Below are 18,665 nucleotides of genomic sequence, written 5' to 3' on the forward strand. Positions count from 1 at the left end.
GGCGAGGGGTATCACGGCCTTGGTCGCTCACGACGCGTGGTCGGGCACGCCGTCGCGGAGCAGGCGTTCCAGGTCGACAGGCGGCAGCGGCCGCGCGATCAGGAAGCCCTGGACCTGATCGCAGACCTGCTCGCGCAGGAAGGCGAGCTGGTCAGTCGTCTCGACGCCCTCGGCGCAGACCTTGAGGTTGAGCGCGTGGGCCATGGCGATGATGGCGGCGCAGATGGCGGCGTCGTTGGCGTCGGTGGTGACGTCGCGGACGAACGAGCGGTCGATCTTCAGCTTGCGCAGTGCGAACCGCTTCAGCACCGACAGCGACGAGTAGCCGGTGCCGAAGTCGTCGATCGAACAGCCGATGCCCCGGTCGGTGAACAGCCGCATGACCTTGCTGGCGTTCTCGGGGTCGCTCATGGCGGTGCTTTCGGTCAGCTCCAGTTCCAGCAGGTGCGCCGGCAGCCCGAGCAGGTCGAGCGCGTTGCCGACGATGTCCATGAGCTGGCGCGGATTGTGGAACTGCCGGCCGGAGATGTTCACCGCCACCGAGATCGGGCCGAAGCCCATCGCGTTCCAGCGCGCGGTCCAGCGGCAGGCATCCTGGAGCACCTGAATGCAGATCTCGTCGATCAGGCCGTAGTCCTCGGCGATCGGGATGAACTCGCCGGGCGGGACCATGGTGCCGTCCGGGTCGATCCAGCGCGCCAGCGCCTCGGTGCCGACGACGCGGTTGGTCTGAAGGTCGAGCTGGGGCTGGAAGTGCGCCTTGAACTGCTTCTCTTCCAGCGCGCGCCGCATGCGGTGGCGCATGGTCAGGATCAGGTTGGCCTGTGCGACGATCTCCGGGGTGAACACCCGACAGGTGTCTCCGCCGTCCAGCTTGGCCTCGTGCAGGGCGGCATCCGCGTGCATGGTCAGGGTCTCGGCGTCCCGGGCGTGGTCCGGGCACAGGCTGACCCCCATGCTGATGGACAGATCGAACTGGTGGCCGCTGGCCTCGATCGGGCGCTGGAACACGGCGGACAGACGGCCCAGGGCGGCCTTCAGGGCGGTCTCGTCCGCGCAGTCGGTGATCATGGCCATGAAGCGGTCGCCGCCGCTCCGGCACAGCAGGCCGTCGGGGCCGAGGGCGTCGCGCAGCCGCTGCGCCACCGCGACCAGCACCCGGTCCCCCATGGTGTGGCCGAGCGTGGCGTTGATGATGCTGAAGCGGTCCAGGCCGATGGCGACCAGCGCGAGACGGCCGGCGCCGGTGGTCTCGACGCAGACCTGCGCCGCGACGGCCGTGAAGCGGTCCAGGAACAGGGACCGGTTGCCGAGGCCGGTCAGCGGGTCGTGATAGGCCAGGAACATCAGCCGGCTTTCCGCGTGCTTGCGGTCGGTGACGTCCAGCGCCACCCCTTCCCACACCACGTCGCCGTTGGGCGAGCGGTGCGGGCGCGACCAGCCGCGCAACCACCGCTCGGTGCCGTCGGGGCCGATGATCTTGTAGTCGTCCTCCATCGGTTGCAGCGTCCGGGCCGAGCGGCGCAGGTCGGCGAGGAACCGGTGCCGGTCCTCCGGGTCCATGGCGTCCAGCATCAGGTCGCCGTTCTCGATCACCGCATCCGGTGTGTGGCCCAGGATCTCCAGGGCGCTGCCACTAATGTACAGGAAGCGCAGCCGCCCATCCCCGCCGAGCAGGCGTTGGAACACCAGGCCCTGGAGGTTATCAGCGATATTGGTGAGCCGCCGCTGGGTCTCCAGCAGCGCGGTCTCGGCCGCCTTGCGTTGGCTGACGTCGCGGATGACGGCAATGAAAAGGCGCCGGTCGCCGGTCAGCACCTCGGACAGCGCCATCTCGATCGGGAACAGGGAGTTGTCGCGGTGCCGGCCGAGCAGCTCGCGCGCCCCGGCGCCCACCATCGTCTCCTCGCCGGTGACCAGATAACGGCCCAGCGCCTCCTTGAGGTCGCCCTGGTCCAGTTGCGGCATGAGCACCGACGCGGGACGGCCGATCAGCGCATCGGGGTCGTGGCCGAACACCGTGGCCGAGGCGGCGTTCGAGGACTCGATGCAGCCGTTTTCGTCCAGGGTCACGATCACGTCGGCGGCGTGATCCAGGATGGTGCCGAGCCACTGTTCGGCCCGCTTGCGCTCCGTGACGTCGATCAGGGTGCCGTCCCAGACCACGGCGCCGTCGTCGTCGTGGTGCGGCACGCTGGCGCCGGCCAGCCAGCGGATCTCGCCGCTGCGGGCGATGGCGCGGAACGCCTCCTCGCAGCGTTCCCCGGTGCGCGCAGAGCGGCGCAGGCGATCGAGATAGGCGTCCCGGTCGGCCCAATGGATGATGTCCAGGCAGCCGTCGTCGGTCACCTGCATCTCGTTCGGCGCGAAGCCGAGATAGGTCGCGGCGGAGGCCGACACATACGGGTAGGCGATCGTGCCGTCGGCGTGCAGCACACGCCGGAAGACGATTCCGGGCACGGTCTCGGCCAAGGCGCAGAAGGACCCGGCATCCAGCGCCAGGCGCGGATCGTCGTGCCGGATCCGGAGCCCCGTGGCACGAAGGCGCGGATCGTTCGCAATGGCATCCTTGGATCGCACCGTCATGATCTGGACTCGCCGCTTCCCCCCAGGTTGCCGCCTTCTGCGGAACGGCCACTCGCCCCGCGCATGCCCTCGCATGGACCGAACAACAGCCTTTCGATGTAATCCTTTCAGACCAGGTCAGCTCTGACCACCGTTATTTTCAGTCCCACCGGACCCGGTTCGCCCGATCGGTGCCGGATGCCCCGCGCATCCCCTCCTTTCCGTTACGCGCAGGTCCCCCCACCGGTTGCCTCTCCGCTGCAAAAAAGGGTGTAGAGACCGCCCTTCGCCAACAGGTCGCCGTGGCGCCCTTGCTCCACGATTCGGCCTGCCTCCAGGACACAGATGCGGTCGGCGTCCCGGATCGTCGACAAACGATGCGCCACCACCAGCGTGGTGCGGCCGCGGCTGAGAGCGGCGAGGGCGCGCTGGACCCGCCGCTCGGCCTCGGTGTCGAGCGCGGATGTCGGTTCATCCAGCAGCAGGATATCGGCCTCCTTGAGGATCGCCCGGGCGATGGCGAGGCGCTGGCGCTCGCCCCCGGACAGGCGCCCCCCGAGGTCGCCGATGCGGGTGTCGAGCCCCGCCGGCAGGCGGGCGATGAAGTCCCAGGCGTCGGCGTCGCGGGCGGCGGCCTCGATCTCGGCCGCGCTCGCGTCCGGACGGCCATAGGCGATGTTGGCGCGGATGGTGTCGTCGAACAGGAAGGTCTCCTGCGTGACCAGCGCGATGCGGGCGCGCAGCGACGCCAGGGTGACGTCGCGCACGTCGTGGCCGTCGATCCGCACCGCGCCGGCGGAGACGTCCAGGAAGCGCGGGATCAGGTTGAGCAGAGTGGACTTGCCGGCCCCGGAGGCGCCCACCAGCGCCACCACCTCGCCGGGGGCGACGCTCAGGTCGATGCCGTGCAGCACCGGGGCGTCCGGGCCGTAGCCGAAGTGCACGCCCGCAAGCTCGAGGCGCCCCGGCCCGGGCGGCAGCGCGACCGCCCCGGGACGCTCGGTGATGTCGGGGGGCGTGTCCAGCACCGCGAACAGGCGTTCCACCGCCGCCAGCCCCTCCTGCACGATGGAATACAGGTTGGCCAGCCGCTTGGCCGGCTGGTAGGCCATCAGCAGCGCCGCCAGCATGGAGGTCAGCGAGCCCGGGTCGTTGGCGCCGCTGAGGATGCGCTGGCCGCCGACGAACAGCGCCAGGCCGAGCGCGATCCCGGTCGCCAGTTCCATGATCGGCGTGATCAGGGTGCGCGCGCGCTCGCCGCTGACCTGGCGGCGGAAAATGCGCTCGATCAGGGTGTCGACGCGCGCCCGCATGTCGTCGGCGCGGCCGTCGATCCACACCACCCGGATGCCGCGCAGGGTCTGGGTCATGAGCGCGTGCAGGCGCCCGGTCTCCTCCTGGGTGTGGCGCGCGCGCTTGCGCACCTTGCGGCCCAGTCGGCGCACCGGCACCACCGTGAGCGGCGCCGCCAGGAAGGCCAGCAGGCCCAGGACCCAGTCCTGCCACAGCACCAGGGCGACCAGCGCCACCAAGGTCACCAGGTCGCGCCCGAGGCCGGTCAGGGCATTGGCGGTGGCGAAGCGCATGCGGTTGATGTCGAACGTGAAGCGGGTCACCAGGTCGCCGGTGCTGTGGCCCTGGAAGAACCGCAGCTCCATCGCCGAGACCTTGGCGTGCAGGCGGTCGCGGGCCTCGGCCAGGATCAGGAAGCCGACCCGCGTGACCAGCACCGACTGGCCGTAGTTGCCGATCGCGCGCAGCACGAACGCGGCCAGGATGCCGCCGCCGACCCACCACAGCGCGGCGGCGTTGCGGCCCAGGAACACCTCGTTGATCGCCGGCTCCAGCAGCCACGCCGTGGCCGCGGTGGCCAGCGCCATGACCACCATGCAGGCCACCGCCAGACCCATGCGCCCCCAGTACGGCCGCAGGAAGGTGCGGATCAGGCGCCGCGCCAGGGCCAGCGTGCCGGCGCGGCCGGCGGGGGCGGAGGCCCGGGCGGAGGTCGGGGCGGCCGGCGGGGCGGCCGGCGGGTCGGTCGGGGGTACGGTAGGGGAGACGGACATTGCTCTCGGATCGCTGCCCGGAACGCGCCGCCCGGGATCGCGGCCGCCGGCGGCACGCGGCCGCCGGGCGGCGCGATCATAGAGCCGATTGTTCGAAATCGGAACCGCAGATGCGGTCCGGTCGCCGACGCCGGGCGGCTCTACAGGACTGATTCTGATGCGGATTCAAGTGTCCCGGTGGCCCGCCGGCGTATTCGCCGGAGTCCGTGTCGCGGCGCCTCCGGCAGCGCCAACAGATGGGCCGGGCAGGTGCGGCAGTCGCTGCTGCCGAAGCCGGGCACCGGCACCGTGGCGCCGGCCTCCGCCAGCAGGCGGGCGACCAGCGCGCATTCGTCGCCGCCGGGGACCGCCTGAACCCAGATCCGCGCGCCGGGCGCCGTGGTCGGCCAGTCGACGTGCCAGCGCCGGCGCTTGTCGGGGCGCAGGTGGCGGGCCAGCCGGGCGCGCAGCCCGCCGGGACCGCGCGCGCTGCCGGCGTACACCACCCAGCCCGGCGCCAGCGCGGGCCGGGCGGCCGTCACGAGACGCGGCGGCAGCGCGACCGGGGCCGGCAGCCACACCGCCAGCAGGTAGGCCCCCGCCACCGCCGGCACCGCCCCGTCGGCCCGGGCGGTCGCGCGCTCCTGCCACAGACCGCCGAGCGGTCGCAAAGCCTCAGGCACGGACTCGGGCTTGCCCTGGGCGGCACGAGCCGTCATGGTGCGCCCGGCCCGGGCGTCCGCCCTTTCCGGCCACATCCCCCAAAACGCGAAAGCCTTGCCATGCAGTATCGTCCGCTCGGCCGGTCCGGCCTGTCCGTCAGTGCGCTGTGCCTGGGCACCATGACCTGGGGCCAGCAGAACACCGAGGCCGAGGCCCACGCCCAGATGGACTACGCCCTGGACCACGGCGTCAACTGGTTCGACACGGCCGAGCTGTATCCGGTGCCGCCGAAGCCCGAGACCCAGGGGCGCACCGAAGCCTACATCGGCTCCTGGTTCGCCAGCCGCGGCAGCCGCGACAAGGTGGTGCTGGCCAGCAAGATCGTCGGGCCCGGGCCGATGCCGCAGTTTCGCGGCGGCGCGGCGCGCCTGGACCGGGCCAACATCCGGGCGGCGGTCGAGGGCTCGCTGCGCCGTCTGCGCACCGATTACATCGACGTCTATTACCTGCACTGGCCGGAGCGGGCGACCAACTTCTTCGGCCGCCTGGGCTATGTCCCCGATCCGGTGCGCGACGCCGAGGCCATCGCCATCGAGGACACGCTGGAGGCCCTGCACGAGCAGGTGCAGGCTGGCACCATCCGGCACGTCGCGCTCTCCAACGAAACCGCCTGGGGCCTGATGCGCACCGTGCGGCTGGCCGAGGACCGGGGCTGGCCGCGGCCGGCCTGCATCCAGAACCCCTACAACCTGCTGAACCGCTCGTTCGAGGTCGGGCTGGCCGAGCCGGCGATCCGCGAGGCGGTGCCGCTGTGTGCCTACTCGCCGCTGGGCATGGGCACGCTGTCGGGCAAGTACCTGGACGGCCGCCGGCCCGAGGGTGCGCGCCTGACGCTGTTCAACGCCACCTACCCGCGCTACCAGAAACCGCGCGGTGTGGCGGCGACCGAGCGCTACGTGGCGCTGGCGCGCGAGCACGGGCTGGACCCGGCCCGGATGGCCCTGGCCTATGTGACCAGCCGGCCGTTCGTCGCGAGCACCATCATCGGGGCCACCAGCCTGGAGCAGCTCGCCAGCAACCTCGCCAGCGCGGACCTGACCCTGCCCGACAGCGTGCTGGAGGGCATCGAGGCGATCCACGCCGAGTTCACGTATCCCTGCCCGTGACGCCCCGCTCCGAGATGTCCCGCTCCGTGATCTCCGTTCCCGTGATCTCCGTTCCCGTGACCGGCCCTACCCGTCCAGGCCGTAGGGCGCCGGGGCGGCGTTGACCAGGCGGTGGAACAGCGCCCGGGTCTCGGCCCGGGCCGAGTCGCTGAACAGGGGGTCGGTGTTGTCGGCGAACGCGGCGTCGATCTCGGCCCAGTCCTCGGCGGTCAGGCTGCGCCGGGCCATCGGCAGAACGATGCCGTCTTCCTTCTGGAGGTGCTTGGTCTGGAAGCGCAGGTAGGTGCGCACCGCCTCCAGGAACGCGGCCTCCGCCCCCGGCTGGCCGGCGCGGTAGGCCTCCAGGGCGCGCCGCAGGTCGATCAGACCCACCGGACAGCGGCGGTGCTCGTCCTCCAGTTCGTCCAGGATGGCGCCGGCCTGGGGGTCGCGGTCGCGCAGGCGGGCGAACAGGTAGCGGTCCTCTTTCGGATGGTGGAACCGGTCCATGAAGGTGTCCAGGTAGTCCACGATCTGGGTCATGACGTCGAAATCGGGCGCCTGGCCGGCCGCCTGGTCGCGCGCCAGCGAGCCCAGAAGGTGCACGACGCGGTACAGATTGCGATGCTCGTTCCGGATGATCTGAAGGGAATCCATCATGGCCCGTATCCTGGGGCCGGTGGCCCCGGGGGCCGTGCCGGCGTGTCCTGTCGCCTGGTCGCCGGGCGCGAGCGCGCGCCCGTTTGACGGCGGACAGTCTACCGCAGCGGCGAAACCGTTTCAATTCGGAAGAGTGGACGCGGGAAAGTGTATCACGATCATCCGGTGTCGGCGCGGGCCAGGCGGAAGGCCGCGTCCAGGTCCTCGCCCCGCGACCGGGTGCAGCCCATGTCCCGCAGGCGGCCGTCTTCCAGGGCATAGATCCAGCCGTGCACCTGGAGCGGCTGGCCCCGCGCCCAGGCGTCCTGGACGATGGAGGTGGCGGCGACGTTGCGGCTCTGGGCGATGACGTTGAGTTCGCACAGCCGGTCGAGCCGCGCGGTCTCGTCGAGCCGGTCGAGTTCAGCGCCGTGGGTCAGCATGAGCTGTTTGATCGGTTGCAGCCAATTGTCGATCAGCCCCAGTTCGATCTGGCGCAGCGCCGCCTTGACACCGCCGCAGCCGTAATGGCCGCACACCATCACGTGGCGCACGCGCAGGATCTCCACCGCGTACTGGAGCACCGACAGCAGGTTCAGGTCCGACGGCACCACCAGGTTGGCGACGTTGCGGTGCACGAACAGCTCGCCCGGCGCGAGCCCGACGATGTCGTTGGCCGGCACCCGGCTGTCGGAGCAGCCGATCCACAGGAACTCTGGCGCCTGCTGGTTGATGAGGCGGTGAAAGAAGTCCGGGTCGCCCGCGGTCTTTCGGGCCACCCAGGCGGCATTGTTCTCGAACAGGCGATCCACGCCCATGACTCGGTCCTCCCCCTGACCGTGGTGCGCCCGGACCTCAGTCGGCGCGGCGCTTGACCACCGCCCGCTTGGCCCGCCGCACGCCGTACCACACCAGGCCGGCCACGACGGGCACCGCGAGGCCGGTTGCGAGACCGACGTTCAGCGGCACCCCGCCGCTCTCCATCGCCTTGAACAGGTATCCGACCAGGCCCACCGCATAGTAGCTGATGGCCACCACCGACAGGCCCTCGACGGTCTCCTGCAGCTTTACCTGGACGCGCGCGCGTTCGTTCATGCTGTTGAGCAGGTCGCGGTTCTGTTCCTCCAGGCCGACCTCGACGCGCGCCCGCAGCAGGCTGCCGATGCGGGCCGCGCGCTGCGCCAGGGACTCCTGACGCTCGTTGGCGGACTCGCAGGTCGCCATCGCCGGCCCCATGCGCCGGTCCATGAAGCCGTCGATGGTCAACAGACCCTCGGCGCGCGCCGTCCGAAGGTCGCGCAGGCGCTGTTGCACCAGCCGGTAATAGGCTTGCGAGGCGGCGAAGCGGTAGCTGGTCCGGGCCGCCAGGCTCTCGATTTGCGCCGACAGGTCGGACAGGCGCGCCAGCAACTCGCCGTCGGTGCTCTGGTCGGAGGCATCGGCCATGCGCGTGCTGACGTCGGCCAGGCTCTCGTCGATGGTGCGCAGGCGGGGCAACACCTCCTGCGCCAAGGGGAACGCCAGCAGGGCCAAGGCACGGTAGGTGTTCAACTCGATCAGGCGCTGCACCGTGCGGCCGGCGTGGCGCGCGTCGAGACCGCGGTCCTGGATCAGGATGCGCGAGAAGCCGTCGGCGTGGAGGCGGAAGTCGGCCCACACCATGGCCTTGCCGCCGGCCACGGTGTTGCCGGTCAGGGCGTTGCCGTTGAAGTAGCGCAGCGAGACCTCGTCGTTCTCCGGCAGGGCGACGTCCTCCGGGAGTAGCGCCATGTGCAGGGCGGAGAGCACCTCGCCCGGCATTTCCGCCAGCCAGTCCTCCGGCAGCTCGTCCATCACCGTGTCCTCGAACGGCGCGGTGAAGTGGGTGCGCCGCCAGAACAGGTAGGAACAGAACTCGGTGTGGCGTTCCCACTTGACGGTCAGGCCGCCCAGGTCGGTGACGTGATGCTTGGCGCCGGCCGCCGGCGCCGTGCCACCCTTGCGCGCGCACAGCAGGCCCAGGTGGGCGCGGTCGCTCTCGGCGCCGTGCTCGCCCGACAGGACGGAAAACTGGGACAGCTTGAGCGGCGGCCGCATCGGGTCGGAGGGGCGCGCGTGCAACTCGCGCACCAGCTCCTCACGCTGCGGATGCTGACGGAACGGTGGTGCGTTCATGCCCGGTCCCCCTCTGTCCGGTCGGCCTCGGCCGCGCGCACGGCGGCGCAGAAGCGTGCGATCAGGGCCGGGTCCTTCACCCCCTTGGCGCGCTCGACCCCCGACGACACGTCCACCGCCGGCGCCCCGGTGGCGCGCAGGGCGGCCGCCACCGTCTCCGGCGTCAGGCCGCCGGCCAGCATCCACGGCAGCGGCGCCGTCCAGCCGGCCAGGATCGACCAGTCGAAGGCGCGCGCGTGCCCGCCGGGGCGGTCGGCCCCGGGCGGCGGGCGGGCATCCAGCAGCAGGCGGTCGGCATGGTCGGCATAGGCCTGCGCCGCCGCCAGATCGGCGCGCGTCGCCACCCCCAGGGCCTTCATGACCGGACGGCCGTATTCCAGCCGGATGGCGTCCACCCGGGCCGGCGATTCCTGGCCGTGGAGCTGGATCAGGTCCAGCCGGACACGGGTCAGCACCTGGTCGAGCAGAGCGTCGTCCGGGTCCACGAACAGGCCCACGGTGCCCACATCGTCGGGCAGCCCGTCGAACAGGTCGGCCGCCTGTTCCGCCGTCACGGCGCGCGGCGAGGGCGCGAAGAACACGGCCCCCAGCCAGTCGGCGCCGGCCTCGACCGCCGCGTCGACGGCGTCGGGGTCGGTGAGGCCGCAAATCTTGATCTCGATCGGGGGGCGCCGCGCCATGGCCGGGCCTCCGTCACGTCGCCAGGTCGGCCACGACGCGCCGCGCCGCCGCCGCCGGGTCGTCGGCCTGGGTGATGGGGCGGCCGACGACCAGGTGGCTGGCGCCGGCGGCGAGCGCCTCGGCCGGGGTCGTCACCCGCTTCTGGTCGCCCGTCGCGGCCCAGGCCGGCCGCACCCCGGGGGTCACCAGCAGCGCGTCCGGGCCCAGGTCGGCGCGCAGCACCGCGGCCTCGTGGGGCGAGCACACCACGCCGTCCAGCCCGGCCGCGACGGCCAGGGCGGCCAGCCGGCGCACCTGATCCGCGACCGCGCCGGGGACCCCGGTCGTCGTCAGGTCGGCGGCGTCGAGGCTGGTCAGCACGGTCACCGCGATCAGTTTCGGCGGCGTCACGCCGAGCCGGTCCGCCGCCTCCGTTGCCGCGTCCCGGGCCGCGGCCATCATGGCGCGCCCGCCGGCCGCGTGCACGTTGACGATTGCCGGGGCGAGCGGGGCCACCGCCCGCACGGCGCCGGCAACGGTGTTGGGGATGTCATGGAACTTCAGGTCGAGGAACAGCGGCGGGCCGCCCTCCGCGCCCGCGACCGCCCGCACCCCCGTGGCGCCATGGGCGGCGAAGAACTCCAGGCCCAGCTTGACGCCGCCCACCACCGGCGCGAGGGCGCGCGCCCAGGCCCGGGCCTGCTCCAGGTCGGCGGTATCGAGGGCCACGAAGACCGGATTGGGAAAGACGGGAGGGGTCGGCATGCCGGCGCACCGCAAGAGGGACGGACCTGGGCGACGAGGCGACGAGTCGCGATTGCGCCGGCGTGTTTACACCATGGTCGCCGCCACCGCCAGGGGTGACCCCATCCCGGGTGGCGGTTTCGCGCCGGCCGCCGCCGGCCGCGCTCAGGCGGTGACGCCGCGGTCTCGCTTGCTGACCCGGGCCGCCGCCAGCGCCAGACAGGCGACCACCCAGGCCACCACCACCGCCAACGCGATCAGGTAGTCGGTGCGGCCGAACAGCGTCACCGGATCGCTGTAGAACGGCGCCCGCAGCAGCGTCATGGCATGGGTGACCGGGTTGATGAGCATGATCCCGTGCAGCCATCCCGGCACGCCGGCGGCGGGGAAGAAGGCGCCCGACAGCACCCACATGGGCATCATGATGACCATCATGATGGCGTGGAAGCCGGCCGTCGACTTCATGCCCCAGGCGAACAGGAAGCCCAGCCCGGTGAACCCCAGGGAGATCAGGACCAGGGTCGCGGCCAGCAGCGCCGCCGCGCCCGGCCCGACGCCCAGGCCGATGAAGGGGGCGGCCAACAGGAGGATCGCGGTTTGGAACAGGGCCACCAGCGAGGCGCCCCCAACCTTGCCCATGACGATGCCGAGGCGCGGCACCGGCGCCACCAGCACGCCTTGCAGGAAGCCCTGATCGCGGTCCTCGATGATGGTGATGGAGGCGAACACGGACGCGAACAGAATCAGCATCATGAGCACGCCGGGGTAGAAGTACTCCAGGTACGTCATGCCGCCCAGGCCGGGCGCGTCGAAGCTTGGCGTCAGGCCGGCGCCCAGCAGCAGCCAGAAGATCAGCGGCTGTCCGACCGAGCCGATGACGCGGTGCGGTTGGCGGATGAAGCGGGTGAACTCGCGCCGGGCCAGGGCGGTGCTGACGGCCCACAGCGACGCCCCCGACGTCCCGTCGGCGTCGGCATCGGCGTTGGTGTCGGCGCGCGACAAGGGCGCGTCGTCGTCCGCGCCGGGGGACGAAACCTGCGACGGGGCCTGGCCGGCAAGGGTCATGCGGCGCTCTCCTGATGCTCCGATGTCGCCGCCCCGCGGCCGTCGCCCGCGTCGTCGCGGGCCTCGGCGGTGACATGGATGAAGACGTCTTCCAGCGCGGGTTGCTTGACGGTGATGCCGCGCACCAGGGGACGATAGGCGGCCAGAACGCGTTCCAGCAGCCCCACGGCGTCCTGGTTGGGCGGATCGTCGACGCGCAGTTCGTCCCCGTTGCGCAGGGCCGTGAGCCCCAGGTCCTCGCGCAGGCGTGCGGCCAGCGCGTCGGGGGCGGCACTGTCGATCACCAGAACGTCGCCGCTGAGGCGCGCGCGCAGGGCCTGCGGGGTATCGTAGGCCAGCAGCCGGCCGTTGGCCATGATGGCGACGCTGTCGACGTCCTCGGCCTCGCTGAAGATGTGGCTGGTCATCAGCACCGTCATGCCGCGCTCGCGCCGCAACCGCGTCAGGGCGGTCAGGAAACTGCGCCGGCTGGCCGGGTCCAGGCCGGTGGTGGGCTCGTCCAGCAGCAGCAGCCGGGGCCGCGTCAGCAGGCACTTGGCCAGTTCCACCTGGCGCGCCAGGCCGCCCGAGAGCGTATCCACGCGGTCGCCCAGGCGGCCCTCCAGGTCGGTCCAGGCCAGCGCCTCCGCCATCCGGTCCCGGAAGGCGGCGCCGGCGAGCCCGTACAGGGCCGCGTGGATCGCCAGGTTCTCCTGGACACTCAGATGCTTGTCGACCGCCGGGCTCTGGAACACGACCCCCATCAGGGCACGCGCCGCCGCCGGATCGGCCAGCAGGTCGCGGCCGCCGATCAAAACGCGCCCGCGGCTCGGCCGCGCCAGGCCGCACAGGATGCGGAACAGGGTGCTCTTGCCGCTGCCGTTGGGCCCCGAGAGGATGGCGAACCGACCCTCCGGGACATGCAGCGAGAGGTCCGACACCGCGGTGCGCGGCGGCTGGCGGCGCCCGCCCGGGTAGACGTGGGTGAGGTCCTCAATCCGGATCATGATGCCCGCACCCGACCCGCACGCCGGGCACGCTCCTTGTTCATCCGCGCCGGGGCCCGAAGGGCGCCGGGGCTGCGTCCGGGGGCTGTCCCCGCGGGTCCCCGTTGTACGGCACCGACGCGGCGGAGGTAAACCCTGGGAGAGGTAGGGTGTTATCGTCAGGGGACCCGGCGGTCAGACGCGGGCGTGCCGGTCCACGAAGGCCCGCAGGGCATCGCTTTCCGCCTCGCCGATCTCCAGGCGGATGTGGGTGGCGATGTCGGTGGCGGTGACGACGGCGCCCGAGAGCGTGCCGACGCCCGGCAGCGCCACCCGGAAGCTGCGGTCGCCGTCGATCCGCAGGACGCGATCGAGCGTGCCGACGCCGCCGAGCGACAGCGCATGCAGCGTGCAGGACTCGGTCCGGCCGTCGTCGAAGCTCAGGGTCACCCGGGTGTCGACGACGCGCGCTCCGCTGGTCGCGTCGTCAGCGTCGCTGCCGGACCGGATGATGCGGGCCAGCGACGTCTGCATGCCCTCGATGCGCGTGCGCACCTCGTCGACGGACGCGCGCACCGAGCGGGCATGGGTGCCGGTCGTCTCGCTGCTGCTGGAGACCGTGGTGATGTTCTGCGAGGCGTTCTCCGTGCTGGACGCGGCGCGCTGGGCGTTGGCGCTGATCTCGCCGGTGGCGGCGGTCTGCTCCTCGACGGCGGCGGAGATCGCGGTCGCGATCTCGTTGAGCTGGCCGATGACGCCCGTGATGCCGGCGATGGCCTCCACGGCCGCCTCGGTTGCCGCCTGCATGCCGCCGATCTGGTCGGCGATGTTCTCGGTCGCCTTGGCCGTCTGGTTGGCGAGCGTCTTGACCTCGTTGGCGACCACCGCGAAGCCCTTGCCGGCCTCGCCGGCGCGGGCCGCCTCGATCGTGGCGTTCAGCGCCAGCAGGTTGGTCTGCTTGGCGATATCGCTGATGAGGTCGACCACCTCCCCGATCTGCCGGGCCGCCTGGGCCAGGCCGGCGATGCGCTCGTTGGTGGTTTCGGCTTCCTCGACGGCGCGGCGTGCCACGTCCACGGCGTTGCTGACCTGGGTGCCGATCTCGGCGATGGAGTGCGACAGCTCCTCCGACGCCGCGGCCACGGCGTCCACGTTGTCGGCCGCCTCGCGCGACGCGGCGGCCGCCGCGTCCGCCCCGCGCTCGGTGTCCGAGACCGCCTCGGCCATATCCCCGGTGGCCGTCTGCATGGAGTCGGCGCCGTGCAGAACCTCGGCGATGGCGCTGCGCACCTCCTCGTCCAGGGCATTGGTCAGGGCCAGCATCTCGGCCTTGACGCGACGTGCGTTGCGGGCCTGCTCGCTGGCCTGCGCGGCCTGGAGCCGCTGGACCTCCTGGGCATTGTCCTTGAAGACCTGGATGGCGCCGGCCATCTCGCCGATCTCGTCGCGACGCGCGGTGTCCGGCACCTCCGTCTCCAGGTTGCCGCCGGCCAGCGTGGTCATGGTGGTGGTCAGGCCGCGCAGAGGCTGAACGATGCCGCGGATCACGACGAAGCCGGTGCCGACCGCCACCAGCAGGACCAGGCCGGCCGCGAGCGACAGATCGAGCGCCTGGTCGAGGGCCGCCGCGTCGACGTCGCTGACATAGACACCGGTGCCGATGCCCCAGCGCCAGGGATCGAATCCCGACGCCCACGAGATCTTCGGCTCCGCCGTCTCGGAGCCGGGGCGCGGGAAGCGGTAGTCCACCGCGCCGCCGCCCGTCTGGGCGGCCCGGGTCAACGCGACCACGATCGGCTTGCCGTCGACATCCTTTAAGCCCTGGAGGTCGGTGCCCTCCCAGTCGGGACGCACCGGCATCACGACGGCAATGCCGCTGTAATCGTTGACGAAGACGTATTCGCTGCCGCCCTCGCCGTAGCGCATGGCGCGGATGGCCGTGGCGGCCAGGTCCTGTGCGGTCTCGGTGTCGAGGCGACCGGCCTCGGCCTCCTGGTGGTAGAAGGCGGCGATACTGCGGGCGGCATCGGTGACCGCGCGCACCTGGGCTGTCCGTTCGGCCAGGATGTCCTGGCGCGTCATGACGGCGGCGATGGCCACCAAGACCATGAACCCGATAGCCGCGATCAGAGTCGGGAACCAGATCTTGGTGCCGATCCTGATGTTCCTGAGCGTCATGAACCTGCCCCCTGTGACCGATGCGCCTGTCCGATATCTGATGGCATTTTAATTGCTTAGACTATAAATAATATGTTAAACGAGGCGTCGATGCTTAGTATTCGATGTGCCCTATATCTCTTCTCGACTCTTGGCGTAGTTCTTGTGAGCCGTGCTGCTCTTTTAAAGAGATGGCGGTGCCCCCGTTCTGGCGATGCGGGTTGCTTGTATCGGTCTGAAGGGCCGGCTTATCCCCCTGTGGTCGGCGACCGCACGATGTTGGGGGCGCATGGGGACGATCTGTTCTCGATCATGAACTGACCGGAAACAGGGGGGCAGGCTCGACTTATAGAGCGATCTTGTCCGCTCAAACATCCATATGTAGAAAACCTGAACCGCTTCAGGACTCGCCCGGGACACGTGATGCGGTCGGCTGGGGGGGGAGGGGGCGGCGCGGCGCCCGGGCGTGACTTGGCAGGAGAACCGGCGTGGACCACTGGTTCGGGACAGCCGATGGGCACGCAACCCTGCAGAGGCATTCCGTGAGTATAAGAGGAAAAATGGCATCCCCCGTGTCAATAGTCTTGATGGCATTGGCCGATGCGGAGCGCCGCAAATGGCGCCTCAAGCCGTGCTAAGACTGGACTCTCTGTGGGTGAGCCTCGTTCGGGGGCGGTCCGCGCTTTTTTTGCCCGGTTTACGGCGATACAGGCACGGGGGTTCTGGTATTGTTGTTCGTATCGGATCCGATGTCGGGCGCCCGATCGGACCTCGCTTGCGTTTCCCCGGATCGTTCTTAAGATACTTCTCCTCGGACAAGCAGGCTCCTCCAAGGGATGGCCACGTGCCGGACAGACTGGACGATACTCAGCCGGATCGGCTGGGGTCCGCGGGAGGCGGCGCGGATGGGCCGACCGCCGCCATCGTCCCCGCTGCGCCCGGACGGGCCGGCGCCGGGGCAGGGGCGGGGCCCGACGCCCAGCCCGACGGTTCCCCGTCGGAGGCCGGGTCGTTGGGCCGCGGGCGGCTCGACGGGAAGGACTCGCCGATGACGGTCTCGTCCCTTGCGCTTCAGCAGACGGTTCGCGTGGTCGCCGTCAGCGTCCTGGCCGCCGCCCTGTTCCTGGTCGGTCAGGGGGCGTGGCAGATTCGCGAGGCGGACCGGGACTTCGCGGAGCAGCGGGCGCTCACCGCCGCCTCGCTGCGCGCCGGCCTGTCGGAGGCGTTGTGGCATTTCGACGCCAACACCGCCCGCTCCATCCTGTCGGGCACCCTGGCCTCGCGCCCGCTGATCCGGATTGATGTGCGCGACCCGGACGGCACTCTGTTCGCCCAGGCGGAGGTCCAGGGCACGGAGACGCAGGCAAGGTCCACCGGGCCGTTGCACCGGTTTCTCGCCGGTCTTCTGGCCCTGGAGCGGGTGCAGGTGCTGCATCTGGACGAGACCGACCTGGGCTCCCCGGTGCGCTGGTCCGGCCCGCTGGGGCAGGTGCGCCTGGTCTATGACCATGGCGCCGTGGTCGCCGGAATTGCCGACCGCCTGACCAACCAGTCGTTGGGGCTGCTGTTCATCGTTCTGGTGGTGGCCGCCGCCACCAGTCTGGTGATGCACGGCTTTATCTCGCGCCACGTGGTGGCGACGGCGCAGCGCGTCGATGCCATCGACCCCGATTGCCCGGGGGCGCAGCCGCTGCCGATTCCGGCCGTCCACCGCCGCAACGAGCTGGGGCGCCTGCTGCGGCGGCTGAACGGGCTGCTGACGCGGCTCGCCGCCGCGCAGCGGGCGCTGGAGGCCAACGAGCACAAGTACCGTACCATCGTCGAGAAGACGCCGGTGGCGATGGTGGTCAACGAGCCCACCAGCGGTGCCCTCACCGAAGTGAACGAGGCCGCCTGTGCCCTGTTCGGCTACGACCGCGCCAGCCTGCTGACCATGAGCATGAACGACATCTGGGGCGCCACGCCCCAGGTGCTCACCGAGGCCCGGCAATTGGTCCTGGAACGGCGCGCGCGCCGGTTCATCATGCCCTTCCGGGCCCGCTCCGGCGCCTTGCGGGACGCCGAGGTCTTCGCGTCCGCCTTCCCGCTCAACGGCCAGGACTACCTGTTCAGCGTCATCATCGACGTCACCGAGCGCCGCCGCACCGAGCGCGACCGCGACCAGGCGCTTCAGATGGCCCTGAGTTCGAAGAAGGCGCAGGCGGACTTCCTGGCCTCCATGAGCCACGAGTTGCGCACGCCGCTGAACGCGATCCTGGGGTTCGCGGAGGTCATCAAGGACGAGATGCTCGGCCCGGCCGGCGTCCCCCAGTACGGCGACTATGCCACCGACATCCACAGCAGTGGCAGCCACCTGCTCAGCCTGATCAACGATATCCTCGACCTGTCTCGGGTCGAGACCGGCCATGCCCCGCTGGAGCCGGTGCACCTCGACCTGCGCGAGGAGATCGGCAAGGCCGTCAACATGATTAAGCAACGGTTGCGCGATAAGACCCTGCGCCTAACCGTGGATGTGCGCACGGATGCCGGCGACCTGATCGCCGACCAGCGCGCCGTCCGTCAGATGCTGATCAATCTGCTCTCCAACGCCGCCAAGTTCACGCCGCCCGGGGGCGCGGTGACCATCACGGGCTGGCGCGAATCCGACGGCACCGTCAAGGTCGCGGTGGCCGATACCGGCGTCGGCATCGCGCCGGCCGATCACAGGCGCATCTTCCAGGCCTTCCGCCAGGCGATCAACAACCAGACCCGCGAGATCGAGGGATCCGGACTCGGCCTGGCCCTGGTCCACTCCCTCATCGAACGCCACGGCGGGCGTATCGAGCTGGACAGCGACCTGGGCCGGGGGGCCACCTTCACACTCGTGTTTCCGCCTGTTTTACGGGCGGGGGAAGACCACCGGGACCCCGACTCGGCCGCCTTCGTCGACGGCGGCCACGCCCAGCGGGTGGCGTGACGGGAGTCCCGGCGGCCTCCGGGACCAGGGTCCCGAGACCGGCTGGCCCGTCCCCGGGACTCAGTTGCCCGAGGAGGCGGCGTCGTCGGCCGACTCCTCGACCTGGTCCGTGACGGCCTCGACGTCCTCGCCGATCTGCTCGGCGGCGCCCTGTGCCGCCTCGTTCACGGCATCGCCGGCGTCCTCGATGGCATCGCCGGCGTCCTCGACCGCCTCACTCGCCTGCTCGGCGACCGGCTCCGAGGCCTGCTGCGCCGACTCCTGTGCCGGGTCCTGCGTCAGGCTCATGCCGGCGTAGACCGCGAGCGCGACCGCGACCAGCACGGCCAGTCCGATGAGCACGTTCTTCATGGTGGGTCTCCTGTGTTCGCAGAGGGGGCATGGCACCGGAACGCCCCGATGAGACCGGCGTTCCACGGGCTCGCACGGCCGTCCCTCGTCGGCGGCGGCCCGATGGTGGCGTTCGATCCGGTTCCGGGTCGATCCGGACGGAACCCTGAGCCAGCCGTGGCGTTATTGTCGCAAGCGGCGAGAACCCGCGAAGCCCCGCAACGGACAGTCGGGGCGGGGCAGGGCAAAGTGGTCTCGCCACCCATCAGCAAACCATACCCACACGCGAACTTCATCCCGTAACCGTCATCCCATGACATCTCACCCTGATTCGGAGGACTCCATGACCGAGACCCCCCAGACCCCCCAGACCACTCCCGAGACGTCGGATGAGGCCGCGACCCCGCAGGCCGGGACCGGCTCGCTCAAGGACCAGTACGACGAGAAGACGCGCCAGGCCCAGGACGCGGCCGATGCGGCAACACAGAAGGTGAACAGCGGCGTGCAGTCGCTGTGGGGCTCGATCCAGAAGGTCTTCGACGCCTCGCGGCGTTAGCGCGGCGCGCCTCGGTCCGCG

The 18,665-nt window shown here is 70.9% G+C and carries 15 protein-coding genes; 3 read left to right on the forward strand and 12 right to left on the reverse strand.

All coding sequences use genetic code 11. The annotated features are described in order from the left end of the window. Positions 1 to 27 precede the first annotated feature (27 nt). From GGD88_RS04255 to GGD88_RS04265, 3 genes are all read right to left on the reverse strand, one after another. Positions 28 to 2,586 (reverse strand): sensor domain-containing protein, encoded by a 2,559-nt coding sequence (locus tag GGD88_RS04255; RefSeq protein WP_184432065.1) that lies wholly within the window; start codon positions 2,584 to 2,586, stop codon positions 28 to 30. A 203-nt stretch (positions 2,587 to 2,789) separates the two neighbouring features. After that, entirely contained in the window at positions 2,790 to 4,631 is a 1,842-nt protein-coding gene (locus tag GGD88_RS04260) for an ABC transporter ATP-binding protein (RefSeq protein ID WP_246423559.1), read from the reverse strand. A 140-nt stretch (positions 4,632 to 4,771) separates the two neighbouring features. After that, positions 4,772 to 5,329 carry a GIY-YIG nuclease family protein gene (locus tag GGD88_RS04265; RefSeq protein ID WP_184432067.1) on the reverse strand — a complete coding sequence of 186 codons (558 nt, stop codon included), beginning with the start codon at positions 5,327 to 5,329 and terminating at the stop codon, positions 4,772 to 4,774. A 63-nt stretch (positions 5,330 to 5,392) separates the two neighbouring features. Here GGD88_RS04265 and GGD88_RS04270 point away from each other — a divergent pair, with 63 nt between their 5' ends. Continuing rightward, positions 5,393 to 6,439: an NADP(H)-dependent aldo-keto reductase gene (locus tag GGD88_RS04270; protein ID WP_184432069.1), complete on the forward strand. Its 1,047-nt coding sequence runs from the start codon at positions 5,393 to 5,395 to the stop codon at positions 6,437 to 6,439. 66 nt (positions 6,440 to 6,505) lie between these two features. Here GGD88_RS04270 and GGD88_RS04275 read toward each other — a convergent pair whose 3' ends face one another. The 8 genes from GGD88_RS04275 to GGD88_RS04310 form a co-directional block, all read right to left on the reverse strand. Then, complete coding sequence (locus GGD88_RS04275; RefSeq protein WP_184432071.1) at positions 6,506 to 7,078, reverse strand: hemerythrin domain-containing protein; 573 nt, start codon at positions 7,076 to 7,078, stop codon at positions 6,506 to 6,508. 158 nt (positions 7,079 to 7,236) lie between these two features. Further along, positions 7,237 to 7,875 carry a carbonate dehydratase gene (gene can, locus GGD88_RS04280; protein WP_184432073.1) on the reverse strand — a complete coding sequence of 213 codons (639 nt, stop codon included), beginning with the start codon at positions 7,873 to 7,875 and terminating at the stop codon, positions 7,237 to 7,239. A 37-nt stretch (positions 7,876 to 7,912) separates the two neighbouring features. Further along, a complete protein-coding gene (locus GGD88_RS04285; protein WP_184432075.1) occupies positions 7,913 to 9,211 on the reverse strand; it encodes a DUF3422 family protein in 1,299 nt (432 codons plus the stop codon). Continuing rightward, entirely contained in the window at positions 9,208 to 9,891 is a 684-nt protein-coding gene (locus GGD88_RS04290; protein WP_184432077.1) for a phosphoribosylanthranilate isomerase, read from the reverse strand. The genes GGD88_RS04285 and GGD88_RS04290 overlap by 4 nt, the downstream gene beginning before the upstream one ends. A 13-nt stretch (positions 9,892 to 9,904) precedes the next feature. Then, on the reverse strand, positions 9,905 to 10,636 hold the full coding sequence (gene pyrF / locus GGD88_RS04295) for an orotidine-5'-phosphate decarboxylase (protein WP_184432079.1): 732 nt from the start codon (positions 10,634 to 10,636) through the stop codon (positions 9,905 to 9,907). 144 nt (positions 10,637 to 10,780) lie between these two features. After that, the gene (locus GGD88_RS04300) at positions 10,781 to 11,680 is read right to left on the reverse strand and encodes an ABC transporter permease (protein WP_184432081.1); all 900 of its coding nucleotides are present in this window, start codon (positions 11,678 to 11,680) and stop codon (positions 10,781 to 10,783) included. Next, positions 11,677 to 12,666: an ABC transporter ATP-binding protein gene (locus GGD88_RS04305; protein WP_184432083.1), complete on the reverse strand. Its 990-nt coding sequence runs from the start codon at positions 12,664 to 12,666 to the stop codon at positions 11,677 to 11,679. The genes GGD88_RS04300 and GGD88_RS04305 overlap by 4 nt, the downstream gene beginning before the upstream one ends. Positions 12,667 to 12,840: 174 nt before the next feature. Then, positions 12,841 to 14,823, reverse strand: a complete 1,983-nt coding sequence (locus tag GGD88_RS04310; protein ID WP_184432085.1) for a methyl-accepting chemotaxis protein — start codon at positions 14,821 to 14,823, stop codon at positions 12,841 to 12,843. Between the two features lie 1,027 nt (positions 14,824 to 15,850). Between GGD88_RS04310 and GGD88_RS04315 the strand changes: the two genes are divergently transcribed. Further along, positions 15,851 to 17,758: a sensor histidine kinase gene (locus GGD88_RS04315; RefSeq protein ID WP_184432086.1), complete on the forward strand. Its 1,908-nt coding sequence runs from the start codon at positions 15,851 to 15,853 to the stop codon at positions 17,756 to 17,758. 60 nt (positions 17,759 to 17,818) lie between these two features. On the opposite strand, the gene GGD88_RS04320 is transcribed toward GGD88_RS04315, so the two are convergent. Next, a complete protein-coding gene (locus GGD88_RS04320) occupies positions 17,819 to 18,109 on the reverse strand; it encodes a hypothetical protein (protein ID WP_184432088.1) in 291 nt (96 codons plus the stop codon). 322 nt (positions 18,110 to 18,431) lie between these two features. Between GGD88_RS04320 and GGD88_RS04325 the strand changes: the two genes are divergently transcribed. Then, complete coding sequence (locus GGD88_RS04325) at positions 18,432 to 18,644, forward strand: hypothetical protein (protein WP_184432090.1); 213 nt, start codon at positions 18,432 to 18,434, stop codon at positions 18,642 to 18,644. Positions 18,645 to 18,665 lie beyond the last annotated feature (21 nt).

Origin of the sequence: Roseospira goensis (assembly GCF_014197795.1) — a bacterium.
Taxonomy (GTDB): Bacteria; Pseudomonadota; Alphaproteobacteria; order Rhodospirillales; family Rhodospirillaceae; genus Rhodospira; species Rhodospira goensis.